Annotated in this window: 12 protein-coding genes; 9 read left to right on the forward strand and 3 right to left on the reverse strand. The window is 72.5% G+C overall.

The features are described 5' to 3' along the window. Positions 1-16: 16 nt before the first annotated feature. Both BKI49_RS00260 and nhaA read right to left on the reverse strand, forming a co-directional pair. Entirely contained in the window at positions 17-904 is an 888-nt protein-coding gene (locus tag BKI49_RS00260; RefSeq protein ID WP_095932091.1) for a hypothetical protein, read from the reverse strand. Positions 905-1079: 175 nt separating this feature from the next. Then, positions 1080-2969, reverse strand: a complete 1890-nt coding sequence (nhaA, locus tag BKI49_RS00265) for a Na+/H+ antiporter NhaA (protein WP_095932092.1) — start codon at positions 2967-2969, stop codon at positions 1080-1082. A gap of 792 nt (positions 2970-3761) precedes the next feature. On the opposite strand from nhaA, the gene BKI49_RS00270 reads away from it, so the two are divergent. The 9 genes from BKI49_RS00270 to BKI49_RS00310 all read left to right on the forward strand — a co-directional run bounded on the left by BKI49_RS00270 (position 3762) and on the right by BKI49_RS00310 (position 14216). Further along, positions 3762-4034 (forward strand): hypothetical protein, encoded by a 273-nt coding sequence (locus tag BKI49_RS00270; RefSeq protein WP_095932093.1) that lies wholly within the window; start codon positions 3762-3764, stop codon positions 4032-4034. Between the two features lie 83 nt (positions 4035-4117). Next, on the forward strand, positions 4118-5659 hold the full coding sequence (gene pelF / locus BKI49_RS00275) for a GT4 family glycosyltransferase PelF (protein ID WP_095932094.1): 1542 nt from the start codon (positions 4118-4120) through the stop codon (positions 5657-5659). Further along, a complete protein-coding gene (locus tag BKI49_RS00280) occupies positions 5656-7032 on the forward strand; it encodes a hypothetical protein (protein ID WP_095932095.1) in 1377 nt (458 codons plus the stop codon). Before pelF ends, BKI49_RS00280 begins: the two co-directional genes overlap by 4 nt. Positions 7033-7197: 165 nt before the next feature. Beyond that, a complete protein-coding gene (locus BKI49_RS00285; RefSeq protein WP_095932096.1) occupies positions 7198-8199 on the forward strand; it encodes an SDR family NAD(P)-dependent oxidoreductase in 1002 nt (333 codons plus the stop codon). Positions 8200-8230: 31 nt separating this feature from the next. Beyond that, a complete protein-coding gene (locus BKI49_RS00290) occupies positions 8231-8944 on the forward strand; it encodes a nucleotidyltransferase family protein (protein ID WP_095932097.1) in 714 nt (237 codons plus the stop codon). 7 nt (positions 8945-8951) lie between these two features. Continuing rightward, positions 8952-9878: an NAD-dependent epimerase/dehydratase family protein gene (locus BKI49_RS00295; protein WP_095932098.1), complete on the forward strand. Its 927-nt coding sequence runs from the start codon at positions 8952-8954 to the stop codon at positions 9876-9878. Then, positions 9875-10537, forward strand: coding sequence for a spherulation-specific family 4 protein (locus BKI49_RS00300; protein ID WP_095932099.1), 663 nt, complete (start codon positions 9875-9877; stop codon positions 10535-10537). The genes BKI49_RS00295 and BKI49_RS00300 overlap by 4 nt, the downstream gene beginning before the upstream one ends. Positions 10538-11009: 472 nt before the next feature. Then, a complete protein-coding gene (locus BKI49_RS00305) occupies positions 11010-12869 on the forward strand; it encodes a M1 family aminopeptidase (protein ID WP_095932100.1) in 1860 nt (619 codons plus the stop codon). 231 nt (positions 12870-13100) lie between these two features. Beyond that, on the forward strand, positions 13101-14216 hold the full coding sequence (locus BKI49_RS00310) for a PP2C family protein-serine/threonine phosphatase (protein ID WP_095932101.1): 1116 nt from the start codon (positions 13101-13103) through the stop codon (positions 14214-14216). Positions 14217-14225: 9 nt separating this feature from the next. Here the strand turns inward: BKI49_RS00310 and kstD are convergent, their stop codons facing one another. Continuing rightward, the gene (gene kstD, locus BKI49_RS00315) at positions 14226-16031 is read right to left on the reverse strand and encodes a 3-oxosteroid 1-dehydrogenase (protein ID WP_095932102.1); all 1806 of its coding nucleotides are present in this window, start codon (positions 16029-16031) and stop codon (positions 14226-14228) included. Positions 16032-16241: the final 210 nt, after the last annotated feature.

Genomic DNA, 16241 nt, shown 5'->3' on the forward strand with positions numbered 1-16241 from the left:
TGCGGGATCCCGCGGGTCACGACGCCGTCCCCTCGAACTCGATGCGGAACTCGACGAGACCGTCCGTGCTGGTGCCCTCCGCCGTGAGGGATGCCGTGGAGGCGTCGAGAGGGCCCCGGAAGGTCGTGCCGCTGGCCAGGGCGTGCGGGTAGCCGCCGGGCAGCGAGCCCAGGTCGTTGCGGCAGGCCACGACAGGGCTGGACCAGTTGATGAGGTTGAGGGCGACCGCTTCCCGGGTGTGCGGGTCGGTGAGCCTGGCGTCGAGTTCGCCGCCGGACCAGTCCACGTCCCAGTAGGTCAGCAGCAGGTGCGGATCACGGGGGTTGCCCGCCAGGTCCTGGCCGCTGGTCGTGCTGACGGCGGAGGACCAGAAGGACACGGCGCCGGCCTGGGCGGGGTCGCCCGCGGCGAACAGCAGGGAGAACGGGTTGTCCTCGGTCTCGTCGCCGCCCGTGCGCGGTCGGCTCAGATCGAGCGTGCTGTTCGCCGAATAGGTCTGGTTGTCCGCGAGGCGGCGGGAGCCGTCGGCATTGCAGTAGTCGTAGACGCGGACGGAGATGTCGGCGGTCCCGCTGTACTTCTTGCCCCAGAGCGCCGAAGCCTCCCCGTCGCCCTGTGCGAGCGTCTCCTCGTCCGGTGTGTCGGTGACCGTGTCGGCGGCTTCGGTCGTCGGCGTGTCGCTGATCGAGGGCGTCGGTTCGGGGGTCGCGCTCGGCGAGGGCGGACCGGAGGACGGTGGCGTGGCCGCGATCGTGCTCGCCGCGGCAGCCGACGTACCCCGGCCGCCCGGTTCTCCGTTCCCGCACGCCGTCAGCGCCGCGCACAGAATCCCCAGACCTATGGCCGCCACGAGCCGGGTCCGGACGGATCCGGGCAGCCCGGCGGCACCTGTCCTGACGGACATGACATCCCCTCCCCCACCTGAAGGCTCCCCCACGAGCCCCAGGAGGCAGGACGTTACGCTTCGCGGTCGTTCCGTCACGCGATACGCGTCCTTCGTTACCTTTTCGTGCCTGCGCCCGCACGCCTGTCCGGTCGTCGACGCCCGGGCCCGGCGGCGCGTGCCTCCGGTGCCGCCCTCAGTCGGCCGGGCGGTTCAGCCGGGCCCGCTCCTTGGCCGCGTGCACCGCGGCCGAGAGGCTCTCGATGTCGTACGCGCCGTGGTGGCGGCGGCCGTTGACGAAGAACGTCGGCGTCCCCGAGACACCGCTCAGGTCGGCGGACTCGACGTCCTCGGCGACGCGCGCGGCACCGGAGTGGAGGCGCAGGGCCTTGTGGAAGCGGTCGGTGTCGAGGCCCAATTGCTCGGCGTACCGGAGCAGGTCGACCGCCCGCAGGGCGCCTTGGTGGTCGAGGAGCAGGTCGTGCATCTCCCAGAACGCGCCCTGTTCGGCGGCGGCCTCCGCGGCCTCGGCGGCGAGTTCGGCATGCGGGTGGACGTCGTCGAGGGGCAGGTGGCGCCAGACGTAGCGGACGTCTCCGTAGTCGGCCAGCAGTTCACGGATGACGGGCTCCGCGAGCCCGCAGTACGGGCATTCGAAGTCGCCGAACTCGACGACCGTCACGGGCGCGAGCAGCGGACCGCGGACGTGGTCGCGGTCGACGTCGACCGGCGGGACCAGGTCGACGATCGTCGCCCCGGTGCCGAGCAGGGCACGCGAGCGCGCCTGACCCGGCAGGTGGCCGACGATCCAGGTGACCAGCCACGTCGTCGCGAAGGAACAGACGACCGCGCTCAGTACGCCGATCTTGGCCTGGGTCAGGCGCTCTCCGGAGAAGGCGAGGGTCGCGATCAGCAGGGAGACCGTGAACCCGACCCCGGCGATGGCCCCTCCTGCGGTGGTCGCGCCCCAGCCGACCGGCGGGCGCAGATTCCCGCGGCTGAACCGGGAAACGAGCCAGGAGGCACCGACGATACCCACGGGCTTGCCCACCACGTAGCCGGCCAGGATGCCCAGGGTGATCGGCGACGTGTACGCCTCGGCGAGCCGGCCGCCGTCGACGGTGATCCCGGCGTTGGCCAGCGCGAACAGCGGAACGATCACGTAGCTGGTCCACGGGTGGTACATCCGCTGGAGCCGCTCGTTGGGCGAGATCGCCGAGGCGAGACCGAGTCGCACCGACCGTTCCAGCTCAGGCGTCGGCTGCTCGCGGAACAGCCGGAAAAGCCCGCTCGCCCGCTCCAGGTCGCTGCGGCTGGCCGGGTACGCGTAGGTCAGCAGCCCCATGGCCAGTCCGACGACGACCGGGTCGACGCCGGACCTCTCCAGGGCCACCCAGGTCGCGACGGCCAGCACCGCGTACACCGCGCCGCGCCGGACGTGCGCGGCCCGCACCGCGAGGATCACGACGAACAGACCGAGGGCGGTCCACAGGGCCGGCCAGTCGATGGGGCCGCTGTAGGCGACGGCGATGACGACCAGTGCCACGAAGTCGTCGACGACCGCGACGGTGAGGATGAAGACCCGCAGGCCGGCGGGCAGGCGTCCGCCGAGGAGTGCCAGCATGCCGAGCGCGAAGGCCGTGTCGGTCGACATCGCCGCGCCCCAGCCCTGCGCGGAGGACGCGCCCATGTTGAGCGCGAGGTAGATCAGGACCGGCACGAGCATGCCGGCCAGTCCGGCGATGACCGGCAGGGTGACCCGTCTGCGTTCGCGCAGTTCGCCCATGTCGAACTCGCGCCGCGCCTCCAGGCCGACGACGAAGAAGAACAGCGTCATCAGACCGCTGTTCATCCACTCGCGCAGATCGAGGGCCACCCCTCGCGCGCCGAGGTGGACGGACAGCTCCGTCCCCCAGAACGTCTCGTAGGCACCTGGGGCGAGGTTGGCCCAGGCCATCGCGGCGAGGGCGGCGGCGAGCAGGACGGCGGCGCTGCCCGTCTCCGTGCGCAGGAAATCGCGCAGCGGTGTGTGCATGTCCGAGCCGCACTCGGTCCGCCCGGTCAGGTGGGGCGCCGTCGGCGGCATGCTCGTCTCCCGTTCCTCCCGCTCCGTGCCTGTCGCCGGCTGGTTCGGCGTGGCCGGCGTCCGGGTCGGGACGCGGTCCGAGCGGCTTGGTCGTACGTCGAGGTGAACCCTCGCCCATCGCGGTCTGTTCCGGGCCGAGGCGCGCGGAGCCCGTCCGACAGCACCGACACCAGCGGCGGCCCGGTGTACGCGCCCGAGACCCGCGTGCTCTGCTCCTGACCACGAGCCGGCGTCCGGGCGGGTGAGCACCGCGTCGACCCACCCGGCGTCCCGGCTCCGAGTGAGCACCGCGTCGACCCACCCGGCGCCCCGGCTCCGAGTGAGCAGCGCCTCGGCCCACCCGGCGCCCCGAGGACCCGCCGAAGGCCGGTCAGCGCGGGCCTCGCGCAGCGGCCGCTCCGGCTCTGCGTCGCCCCGGTGTCCAAAAACAGATCATCCCCGGAATCGGCTGGTGGTCTCGACCATTGGCAGTCGCCTGCCAGGACGTGACCACTCCACTTCCACTCCGGCTCGGACAGCGATCCAGCCCAGGGACCTTCACCGCGGACCGGGGCAGATACATCGCGACAACCGCCGCACATGTGCGACAAGCTCGATCACGACCAGACGGTCGTCTGCTCTTTTCCGTCATGTTCCGCAGCAGGCACACGAAAACTACACAGAGCCATCACTATGTGACGCGACGAAAGCGTTGACGACCGACGTCTGAGGGGGGCGACGGCGTCACGCAAGGGGGTGCGTCCGCTCCATGGGAGCAGTGCTCACCCCTGCCCGGGGAGGGAACTTCACCGCATGAAGCGGACCATTGGCTCGACCGCGCTCAGCGTGGGCGCACGCATCGCCCCGCTCGGCTCACCGGCCGAGGCGGCGCACGCCGACACCACCGCACCGCGCATCGACCTGCGGGTGCTGGTCGTGAGTGACGGCGGCCCGGCCACCGGCGCCATCGCGTCCGAACCGGGCGCAACCGCCGACGTTCCCGAGCAGGACACGACCAGCAGAGCTCCACGCACACGGGTACCCGCCGGAGTGACCGAGCAGGTGCCCTGCGCCCCGCACAACTGAACGGCGCACCGACCGAAGGTCCCGGCCGCACACGGCGGCAGGGAAGGCCCGACCACCCCACACCTCGGCCGTGGAGCACATCCATGCACGTTCCCCACGCCGCGCGACGCCCCAGCGCGACGCGCGTCACCCTGCTCACCGAAGGCACCTACCCGCACAGTCACGGCGGCGTGAGCGTCTGGTGCGACCAACTCGTCGTCGGCATGCCCGACATGGACTTCGACGTCATCGCCGTCACCGGCACCGGGCGTGAACCGATCGTCTGGGACGTGCCCGACCACGTCGCGCGCGTCGTCGGGGTCCCCATGTGGGGACCACCGCCCGAGGGCAGTCCGCCGCGCGGGCGCCGCCGCGACCGGCTGTCCGCCGCCTACGAACAGTTCCTGACCGCTCTGCTCGACCCGTGTGCCGAGGACCGGTTCGGCACCGCCCTCTACGAGATGGCGTCCGTGGCTGCCGACGGGCAGCTGAGTCCCTTCCTGCGCGGCGACCGGGCCATCGCGATCCTCGCCTCCGTGTGGAACCGCCCGGGGCTCGCCGTGCGCGAGGCCCGGCCGACCCTGCACGACGCCATCACCGCCACCGCCCTGCTGGAGCACGCCCTGCGTCCGCTGGCCGCGCCGCCGCCCGAACATGGAGTGGCGCACGCCGTCAGCGGCGGCGTCGCCGTCCTGCCGGGACTGGCCGCGCTCCAACAGCACGGTGTGCCCCTGCTGTTGACGGAGCACGGGGTGTATCTGCGTGAGCGCTACCTCGGCTACCGCACCGCTCCCTACCGCTGGCCGGTCAAGGCCGTCGTCCTGGGCTTCTTCCGGCTGCTCGCCGAGGAGACCTATCGGCGGGCCGCGTTGATCACGCCGGGCAACCGCTACAACCGGCTGTGGGAGGAACAGGGCGGCGCCGACCCGGCGTCCATCCGCACCGTCTACAACGGCGTGGACCCGAGCGCCTTCCCGCCGGCCGGTCCCGAGCCGGAGGAGCCCACGCTCAGCTGGGCGGGCCGGGTCGATCCGATCAAGGACCTGGAGACCCTCATCCGCGCGTTCGCGCTCGTCCGGGCGCAACTGCCCGCCGCGCGGCTGCGGTTGTTCGGCGGCACCCCGCGTGGCGGCGAGGCCTACCGTGATCGGTGCGAGGCCCTGGCCGCCGAGCTCGGGCACGCGGACGCGGTCACCTTCGAGGGCCGCGTCGACGACATCAAGGACGCGTACGCGGCGGGCAACGTCGTGATGCTGTCCAGCATCAGCGAGGGATTCCCCTTCACCCTGATCGAGGCCATGTCGTGCGGGCGGGCGACCGTCTCCACGGACGTGGGCGGCGTACGGGAGGCCGTGGGCGACACCGGACTGGTCGTCCCGCCGCGCGATCCCGCCGCGATGGCCGCGGCGGCGCTGGAACTGCTCGGCGATCCCGGGCGGCGCCGCACGATGGGCGAGGGGGCCCGGCTCCGGGTGGTCGAACAGTTCACCCTGCGCCAGACCGTCGACACCTTCCGCTCCATCTATCTGGAGCTGTCGGCACTCGGCGGCTTCACCCTGCGCGACCCGTGGGAGGCCGGCACCGCCGCCGACCTCGCTCCGACGGGCGAGCCGCGGGCCGCCCTGCCGAGGAGTCTGGCCGGATGAGCGGACCGATGGCCCTCGAACCCGGCGGCGCGGAGGGCGACATGCTGTCGCTGCGACTCGCCGGCCACCGCGCCGCGGCCTCGGCCTCGGCGGCGGACCGCCCGGAACAGGACGCGGTCGACCGGCTCGCCGCGGAACTGGCCGACCGCATCGGCCCGGCCGTCCACCCCTACGAGGTGGCCGCGCTGCTGGAGTCGGAGGGCCTGACCGCCGAGGTGATCCAGGAGCGGTACGGGCACCGGAACCTGTTCTCCCTCGCCTCCGCGCTGTACGAGCGGGTGCCGCGCACCTTTCCCGAGCCCGTGACGCCACCCGACCCGTGGCGGCCGGACCATGTGCGCTGTGCCCTGCGCGGTGTGCTGTTCGCCCTGCCGGGACTCGCCTATCTGCTCACCGCGCGGCTGTGGCACGCCGCGCGCGACACCGACGTCCTGGTCGTGGCCGGGCTGGTGTCGTGGGCCTGGGGCCAGGCGCTCGGGCACCGGGCCTACCTGCGGATGGCCGCGGGACGGCGCGAGGCGGGTCTCACCCTCCGGGCCGGCGCGCCGTTGGGCGCCGCCGTGGCGACGGCCGCGGGGGCCCCGTTCGCCGACAGCGGCACGGCGGTGGCCGTGGCGACCGCGCAGTCGGTGTACCTCGCGGCGGCCGGGGTCCTGCTGGTGCTGGGCGGAGAACGGCTGCTGCTGGCCGCGCTCGCCCCGGTGGTCGCCGGATCGGTGGTGCTGCCGTGGTGGGAGCCGGGCACCGTGCTCCGCGTCGCCCTGCCGCTGCTGTCCGTCGTGGGCACCGTCGGCGCTGCGGGCCGGGCGCTGCGGGCCACGCTGGCGGTCACGCCCGCGCCGGGCGCCGTCCGGCCCCCGCTGCTGCCCTCCCTGCCGTACGGGCTGTTCGGCCTGGCCGCCGGGGTGCTGGTCCTGCTGGAGGGGCTGCAGCACCCGTACGCCGTGATCGTGCTGACGGTCAGCATGGGGCCCGCCGAGTGGCTGCTGTACCGGTACCGGGGGATGTCGGTCGCGGCGCTGCGGGCGACCGCGACGCCGGCCGCCTTCCTGTTCCGGTCCACCGGTGTGCTCGCGCTGTGCCTGTGCGCCTATCTGCTGCCGCTGCTGCCCGCGGCGCTGCTGACCGATGCCGAGCCGATACCCCTGCTGCTGCTCGCGGCGACGCTGTGGACCGCGCTGCTCCTCCAGGCCTTCGGGGCCGCGTGGCCGCCCGCCGGGGTGTGCCTGGCCGCCGCGGCCGGTGCCACGGCGACAACCCTGTCGCACCTGCCGAAGGGCCCGGGACCGCTGTCGCTGTGCTGCGGCGCTGCCGCGCTGTGTCTCACGGCATGTGTGCTGCGGCTTCTGGGCCGGCCCGCACCGCACTCCTGAAGCTCCCCGCCCCGTCCGACTTCTCATCCCGTCCGCCGTGTCGCACGGGTCGCGCCCGGCACCCCGCCGGGACGACCGGACACGACCGCGGCCCTCGCGGGACGCCCGCGACACCGCTGCCAGACGCGGACACCACCTGCGCAACCCGACCGGAAGGACCAAGAGTTGACCACCGCACCGCTCGCCGCCGTCACCGGAGCCGAAGGCTTCATCGGTTCCCACCTCACCGAGGCGCTGGTCGCCTCCGGGTGCCGGGTGAGGGCCATGGCGCAGTACAACTCCTTCTCCTCCTACGGCTGGCTGGAGACGCTGCACCCCGACGTCCTCGACCAGGTCGAGATCGTCCTCGGCGACGTCCGCGATCCCGGCTCGGTCCGGGGTCTGGTCGAAGACGCCGACTGCGTCTACCACTTGGCCGCCCTCATCGCCATCCCGTACTCCTACCGGGCACCGCACAGCTACGTGGACACCAATGTCACCGGCACGCTCAACGTGCTGGAGGCGGTGCGCGCGCTGGGCACGCCCCGGCTGGTGCACACCTCCACCAGCGAGACCTACGGCACCGCCCGGACCGTGCCGATCACCGAGGACCACCCCATCAACACCCAGTCCCCGTACGCGGCTTCGAAGGCGGGCGGGGACCGGCTGGCCGACAGCTACCACGCGAGCTTCGACACCCCCGTGGTCACGCTGCGGCCGTTCAACACGTTCGGACCGCGCCAGTCCATGCGGGCCGTCATCCCCAGCGTCATCGGCCAGGTCGCGGCGGGCGAACGCACCCTCACCCTCGGCGATCTGCGCCCGACCCGCGACTTCACCTACGTCAAGGACACCGCGCAGGCGTTCCTGGCGGTGGGCACCGCGCCCGCCGACCGGGTCGTCGGCAGGACCTTCAACGCCGGTACCGGCGGCGAGATCTCGGTCGGCGACCTGGTCGCGCTGATCGGCAAGGTGATGGACACCACCCTCGACGTACGGGAGGACGCCCGGCGCATCCGGCCCGCCAACTCCGAGGTGATGCGGCTGGTCGCCGACGCGACCCGGCTGACCACGGCCACCGGCTGGAGTCCGGCCCACGACCTCGAACAAGGCCTGGCCCACACCGTGGAGTTCTTCCGCGACCCGGCCAACCTCGCCCGCTACAAGACCGGCATCTACAACATCTGACCGACCGGTACGTCCACGAAGGAGGAGTCCCATGCACGCAGTGATCCTGGCGGGAGGCAAGGGCGTCCGGCTGCGGCCCTACACCACCGCACTGCCCAAGCCGCTCGTTCCCATCGGCGATCAGCACGCGATCCTGGAGATCGTGCTGCGCCAGCTCGCCACGGCCGGTTTCACCGGCTGCACCATCGCCATCGGCCACCTGGGCGAGATCATCCGCGCCTACGTCGGCGACGGCTCCCAGTGGGGCATGGCCGTCGACTACGCCACCGAGGAGAGCCCGCTCGGCACGATGGGCCCCCTCCTCACCATGCGCGAGCGTCTGCCGGAGTCGTTCCTCGTGATGAACGGCGACGTGCTCACCGACCTCGACTACGCCGACGTCCTGGGGCAGCACCGCGCCTCCGGTGCGCCTCTGACGATCGCCACGTACGCGCGCAAGGTGCTCATCGACTTCGGGGTCCTGACCACCGACGCGAGCAAGGTCGTCGCCTTCACGGAGAAGCCGAGCATGGACTACCGCGTCTCCATGGGCGTGTACGGGCTGTCGCGGTCGACGCTCGACGGCTACACCCCGGGACTGCCGCTCGGCTTCGACGAGCTGGTGCTCGATCTGCTCCGGATCCAGAACCCCCCGCACGCCTACGAGTTCGACGGGTACTGGCTCGACATCGGCCGCCCCGACGACTACGACCGGGCCAACGCCGAATTCACCACCCGCAAGTCACTGCTGCTCAAGGGAGCCTGACCACCGTATGCGCATTCTCGTCCTGGGCCTCACCGGCTATCTGGGCGGTCACGTCGCCGACCACCTGCGCGCCCTTCCGGGCGTGCGGGTGCTCGGCGGCGGCCGCTCGGCCGCCGCCGAGGTCGGCATCGATCTCGCCACCGACCGCACGGACCAGGTGGCGAAGGCCCTGGCGTCGGCAGCACCCGACGCGGTCATCAATTGCGCGGGAGCGACCGGCGGCGACGCCGTGACGCTGGCCGAGGTCAACTCCCGCGGCCCTGCCGTGCTGTGCGCGGCCCTGCGCGACGCCGCTCCCACGGCACGCCTCGTCCATCTCGGCTCGGCCGCCGAGTACGGTCCCGGCACCCGGGACGTCGACGTCGCGGAGTCGGCCGCCACCCGCCCCGTCACGCCGTACGGGGCCACCAAGCTCGCCGGGACCGTCACGGTGACCGCTTCCGGTCTCGACGCGGTGGTCCTTCGCGTGGGCAACCCGGTGGGGCCCGGCGCCCCGCCCGCGGGGCTGCCCGGCCGGATCGCCGGACTGCTCCGCGAGGCCGGCGGGGACCCGGACGCGGTGATCCGGCTGGGTGACCTGTCCGCCCACCGCGACTTCGTGGACGCACGGGACGTGGCGCGGGCGGCTGCCCGGGCCGCGACAGCACCCGCTCCGCTGCCCCGCGTGCTCAACATCGGCGGCGGGCAGGCCGTTCCGGTGCGCGACCTGGTGCGGGCGCTGGCCCGGATCGCCGGGTTCCGGGGGCGCATCGAGGAGAAGGGCGGCGGATCCGTGCGCTCCGGGGACGTGTCGTGGCAGTGCTCCGACATCGCCTCCACCGCCGACGCCCTCGACTGGCGGCCGTCGTACTCGCTCGACGAGTCGCTGTCCGCGCTGTGGGCCGCGGTCACGGAACCTGCCGGCCAGGAGCGGGAGGGCGACCGCACACCATGAGCCTGCTGATCCCGCTGTACGTCCATCCGGGCGAGGACCCGGCCGCCTGGCACCGTCTGATCACCGCGGCGGACCGGACGTACGCGGTGATCCTCAACCCCGCCGACGGACCGGGTCCGCACCCCGATCCGGCGTTCACCGCGGCGGCCGGCGCGCTGCGGGACGCGGGGGCCCGGCTGCTCGGCTACGTGGACACCGACTACGGCGCCAGGGACCCGGACGAGGTCGCGGGCGACGTCGCCCGGCACCGGGAGTGGTACGCGACGGACGGCTGCTTCCTCGACCGGGTGCCGTCGGGGCGGTCCGAACTGTCCACCGTCAGAAGGCTGGTACGGACGGTGCGGCGGCTCGGCGCGACTCCCGTCGTCCTCAATCCGGGCGTCCACCCGGCGCCGGGGTACGCGCGCCTCGCGGATCTGGTCGTCACGTTCGAGGGCCACTGGTCCACGTACGTCTCGGCGTTCAGCAGACCTGAGTGGACCTCCCGCCATCCCGCCGACCACTTCTGCCATCTCGTGTACGGCGTGCCCGAGGCCCTCGTGCCGCTCGCCGTCCGCACCGCCCATGACCGAGGCGCGGCGGTCTGCGGACCGGTCACGGGCGAACTGCCCAATCCCTGGTCCCGGTTGACGCCCGCGCTGGACAAACCGCAGGGCTGAGGCCGGCACTTCGGGTGACCGTCCGGAGGGGGCGCCATGGCGCCGGGGTGACGGTCGAGGCAGGACGGCCGTGTCACCGGGGTGCGGGCCCGGGCGACGCGGCAGCAGCCCGCGGCCGATGCCCGGAGGCGGCGCGGCGATACGTCAACACCACCGGCCGGCAGCGCCGGTTGGCTCGGCGATGCGGCAACGCCCGCGGCCGGAGCGCGAAGAGGCCCGAGCGATGCGGCAACACCCATGGCCGGACCGGGAGAAGTCAGAAGTACGCGGCTTTTACCCGCACCTGATGGCATGCCCCGGTCAAATCTGCGACGCTTCCCGCAGTCGTCGCCCCGGCTGCGGGGCGGCACGGAAGAACTCCCCAGCAATCACGCAACCGTCAGGCACAAGCCCCTGACCGCCCACGGCACACCCACGCCGTCCGGGCGGCACCGAGCAGGCCGCGATCCCGGCCGCCTCAAAGGAGTTTCGCGTGAGACCAACCCCCCGCAAGGCCATCGCCGCGAGCGCACTCGCCGTCACGGCGCTGGCCGCCCTGTCGCTCCCCGGCACACCGGCGGCCGCCGCGCCGCCCGCAGCCCCCGTGGCCGCCGCCTGCACCCCGACGCAGGTGGTCGCCAACGGCGGTTTCGAGAGCGGCACTTCGCCCTGGAGCCAGTCGTCGACCAGGGTGATCACCAACCGCGCCGGCCAGACCGCCCACGGCGGCACCAGCTTCGCGTGGCTCGGAGGCGTGGGCAGCACCCACACGGACACGCTCTCGCAGAGCGTCACCGTCCCGTCCGGCTGCAGCAGCGCCACCCTCACCTTCTGGCTGCACATCGACACCGCCGAGACGACGTCGTCCATCGCGTACGACAAGTTGACGGCGAAGATCGGCAGCACCACCCTGGCGACCTACTCGAACCTCGACAAGAACACCGGTTACGCGCAGAAGTCGTTCGACGTGTCGGCGTTCGCCGGCCAGACCGTGACCCTCGCCTTCACCGGCACCGAGGACTCCAGCCTCCAGTCCAGCTTCGTCGTCGACGACGTCGCGCTCGACACCTCGGGCGGTACGACCCCGCCCGCCGACTCCACCCGCACCCCTGCCGCCCCCTCGTACACCGTCAGTCTGAGCAGCGACACGAGCGGCACGGTCTGGTCGGGCCACGAGAGCGCCACCTTCACCAACGCCTCGTCCACCCCGCTGAGCGAGGTCTACCTGAGGCTGTGGGACAACTACCACGGCACCTGCTCGGCCATGCCGATCAAGGTCAGCAACGTCACCGGCGGCACCGCGGGTGCCCTGTCGGTCGGCTGCACCGCCCTGGAGATAGACCTGCCCGCCCCGCTGACGCAGGGCCAGAGCGCCACGATCGGCTTCGACCTGGGCATCACCGTCCCCAGTGGTGCCGACCGGTTCGGCCACGACGGCGCGTTCAGCTTCATCGGCAACGCCCTGCCCGTCCTCGCCGTCAAGGACGGGGCCGGCTGGCACCTTGACCCGTACACGAACAACGGCGAGTCGTTCTACTCCCTGGCCGCCGACTTCAAGGTGACCCTCGACCACCCGAGCACCCTGCTGGTCCCGGCGACCGGCACCTCGGTCGACACCCCGGGCTCCAGTGGACGCACGGTCACCACGGCCACCGCCTCCAAGGTGCGTGACTTCGCCTGGGCGGCGGGCCCCTTCAGCAAGATCTCCGGCACCTCCACCGCCGGCACCCGCATCAACGTGTACTCCGTCTCGGCCATCAGCTCCGCCGACGCGCAGTCGATGCTCACCACGGCGAAGTCCGCGGTGGACGCCCACGCCTCGCGATTCGGCGCCTACCCCTACGGCGAGCTGGACGCGGTGATCGACAACAACTACTGGTTCGGCGGCATGGAGTATCCGGGCTTCGTCCTCGACCTGGTCAGCACCACGGCGCTGACCCATGAGATCGGCCACCAGTGGTGGTACGGGATCGTCGGCGACGACGAGTACACCAGTCCCTGGCTCGACGAGGCGTTCACCGACTACGCCACCGATCTGGCCCTGAACAAGACCGGCACCAACTGCTGGAACAGCGTCTCCTGGGCCTCCTCGGCGGAGAAGATCACCAACTCGATGGCGTACTGGGACACCCACTCGTCCCGCTACTCCACCGTCGTCTACGGGTACGGGAAGTGCGCCCTGCACGATCTGCGGCGCCTCATCGGCGACACGGCCATGACCAAGCTGCTGAAGGACTACGCCACCGCGCACTGGTACGGCGTATCGACCACGGCCGAGTTCAAGGCAGCCGCCCAGGCGGCCACCAGCACGGACCTGACCTCCTTCTGGAGCACGCACCGCATCGACGGCTGACGCCGCAGCGGCTCGCCGCGGTGGGCGCTCCCGGCGCCACCCGCGGCGAGCCGACGCCGCGCGGCGCCCTGCCGCGTGTCGTCACGGACCGCAGCCGTTCCCGCACACGACGCACCTGCGCGGGCTCGTCCGGGCGAGCCCGGCGCCCATGGCCCCGTCCACCCGTTTGCCGACCGACCGGAATGCGCGCCCCGGCCGAATGGTGGAGCGTGGTGGGTGAGGAGGAGCGCTATGGCCGGGAGGGCCGGGTCGGGGCGGCGGGACGGCGGGAAGCAGGGCTGGCTGCGCGGCTCGCCGCCTCCGCGCTTGGTGCGGGCGCTGCCGCCGGGTCTGCTGGTGGCGATCTGCGCGGTCGAGCTCGGGATCGACCACCCGCTCGACATCGGCTTTCTGCTCGGCGTCATCCCGACGATGGCCGTGCTCTCCTACGGCCCCCTGGCCACGGCCCTCTTCGGAGTCGCCGTCGTGCTGCTGCTGAACGTCCCCGCCCTGGGGCTGAACCGACCGGGCAACACCGATCTGCTGACCATCACCTTCATCGCCGTACTCAGTGTGTTCGTGTCCCTGGTGCGCACTCGCCGGGACGCGCAGCTGGTCACGGTGCGGAGCGTCGCGGAAGCCGCCCAGCTCGCCGTTCTGCCGCCACTGGCCGAGCGGGTCGGGACAGTGCGCTGCTCGGGTCTGTACCGGGCGGCGCAGAGCGAGACGCTGGTCGGCGGCGACTTCTTCGACGTGCGGGCGGGGCCCTTCGGTGTGCGGGCCCTGATGGGCGACGTGCAGGGGCACGGGCTGTCGGCCGTGGGCACCGTCGCCTCGCTACTCGGGGCGTTCCGGGAGACCGTGCTCGACCAGCGGGACCTCAAGGCCACCGCGGCGCGCCTCGAACGCAGACTGGTGGTGGACGCGGCGGGCGACCATCCCGCCGAGATGTTCGCCACCGCTCTGCTCCTGGACTTCCCGCCGGGGACCGGCGCGGTCCGGCTGGTGTCCTGCGGGCATCCGAACCCCCTGCTGCTGCGCGGCACGAAGGCGTTCGAGCTCGATCTCGAAGCGGGGGCCCCGCTCGGGGCGGAGCTGTTCGACATCGCTCCGCCGAAGACCCGCACCCTCCGTCTGGAGCCGGGTGACCGGCTTTTTCTGGCGTCCGACGGCGTGTCCGAGAGCCGGGACAGGAACGGGACCTTCTACCCCCTGGCCGAACGGCTGACCGCGCTCGCCGAGGAGTCGCCCGCCTCACTCGTCGACAGCGTCTGGCAAGACCTCACCCGGTTCTGTCCCTCGATCCGCGACGACGTCACCATGCTGCTCCTGACGCCGGGCGAGGAGGAGACGAACCGTATCGACTAGTACGTCGGGTCAGGGCGCGGTGGCCGACGCGATGTCCAGGGCCGCGATGTAGCCGAAGGTCATCGCGGGGCCGATCGTCGAGCCCGCGCCCGCGTAGCTGTGCCCCATGACCGCCGCGCTGGCGTTCCCCGCCGCGTAGAGGCCGCGGATCACCGAGCCGTCCGGGCGCAGCACGCGCGCCCGGGCGTCCGTAAGCAGGCCGCCCTTGGTGCCCAGGTCGCCGGGGACGATCCGGAAGGCGTGGAAGGGGGCGAGCCAGAGGGGGGCCAGACAGGAGTCGGGGAGGATCGCCGGGTCCGTGTAGTAGTGGTCGTAGACACTGTCGCCGCGGTGGAAATCGGGGTCCCGCCCGCTCAGGGCGAGGCCGTTGAAGCGGCTGACCGTGGCGCGCAGGGCCGCCGCGGGCACGTGTATGGCCGCGGCGAGGGCGTCGAGCGTCCAGGCCTTGTACGCGGCGCCCGACGTGTACCAGGCGTCGGGGAACGCGAAGGTCGGCGCGACGTCCTTGAACAGGTACCGGTTGCGGTAGTTCTGGTCGACGATCAGCCAGGCCGGGATGTCGGGCGCGGTCGCGTTCCGTTCGTACATGGTGTGCACGACGTCGCTGTAGGGGGCGGCCTCGTTCACGAAGCGGGCACCGGCCGCGTCGACCAGCAGGCCGCCGGGGAGGGTGCGCTCGGCGAGGCAGAAGTAGGGCTGGTCGGGCAGCGGGATCGCCGGCCCCCACCAGGCGTCGTCCATCAGGTCGAGCGCCGCGCCGGCCCGCTCCCCCGCCCGGATTCCGTCGCCGGTGTTCTCCTTGGCGCCGACCGTCCACTCGGTGCCGATGGGCTGTCGCTGGTACCGGGCGCGCATGGCCGCGTTGTGCTCGAAGCCGCCGGAGCCGACGATCACCCCGTGCCGGGCGCGGACCAGGCCCGGAGTTCCGTTCCGGGTGACCACCGCGCCGGTGACGGCGCCGTCCTCCGTGTACAGGTCGGTGAGCGGGCTGTTCAGCCACACCGGGACCTGGGCGGAGAGCAGACCGGCGCGCAGGCCGGCCGCCAGCGACTGGCCCATCGTCAGGGGTTTCTGGCCGAGGAGGGCCGCCTTGGTGCCGCGGGCCAGGCATGCGGCGGCCACCGCAGCGCCCTTCGCGCTCACGGCGGCGAGGGTGAGCCACTTGTAGTCCGCGCTGAAGACGACCATGCCGGCCGGGACCGGCATGTACGGCGGGTTCAGGTGCGCGAGTTCGGCGCCCAGGACGGTGCCGTCGAGCTGGTCCGGCTCCATCGACCGGCCGCGGGGCAGTCCACCGGGGAGTTCCGGGTAGTAGTCGCTGTAGCCCTCCATCCAGCGGAAGCGGAGCGGACTGTTCGCCATGACGAAGGAGATCATGGCGGGTCCGTGGTCCAGGAAGGCCTGCCGGCGCTCGGCGGACACCTCGGGGCCCACCACGGCCGCGAGGTAGGCGGCGGCCTTCTCGGGGGTGTCCGGGACTCCGGCGGCCAGGACGACCGGATTGTTCGGGATCCAGATGCCCGCTCCGGACCGTGCCGCCGAGCCGCCGAAGGTGGCGGCCTTCTCCACGACCACACAGCTGAGCCCCTGCCGGGCGGCGGTCAGCGCGGCGGTCATGCCCGCCGCCCCGGAGCCGATCACCACGACGTCGAAGGTGCCGAGCGCGGGGAGGTCGGCCGCCGCGGCGGTGCCCGGCAGGCCCGCCGCGAGCGCGAGCCCGGCACCCGTCGCGGCGCCGAGCACACGGCGCCGTGAGGGCCCGGGCGCCGGGGAGGGGGTGGTGGTACGTCTGGCGGGTTCCGCGCTCGGCGACATGGCAGGGCACTCCAGCAGGGCGAGGGAACGTGGGGGCGTGCGGGTGCTCCGGGAGGCAGCGGGGCGCCTGCCGTCACGGTTTCTGATGCGGAGTCAGGAATGTCGCGCGAGGGTCTTGTGAAGTCAAGGGGTACGGACACCGGCCCCCTTATGCCCCAAGATCGGACACAAGTTACCAACCGGTATGTAGTGACTTGACAAGCAAGTGAC

The sequence above is a fragment of the Streptomyces sp. Tue6028 genome, assembly GCF_002300165.1.
Classification (GTDB): Bacteria; Actinomycetota; Actinomycetes; order Streptomycetales; family Streptomycetaceae; genus Streptomyces; species Streptomyces siamensis.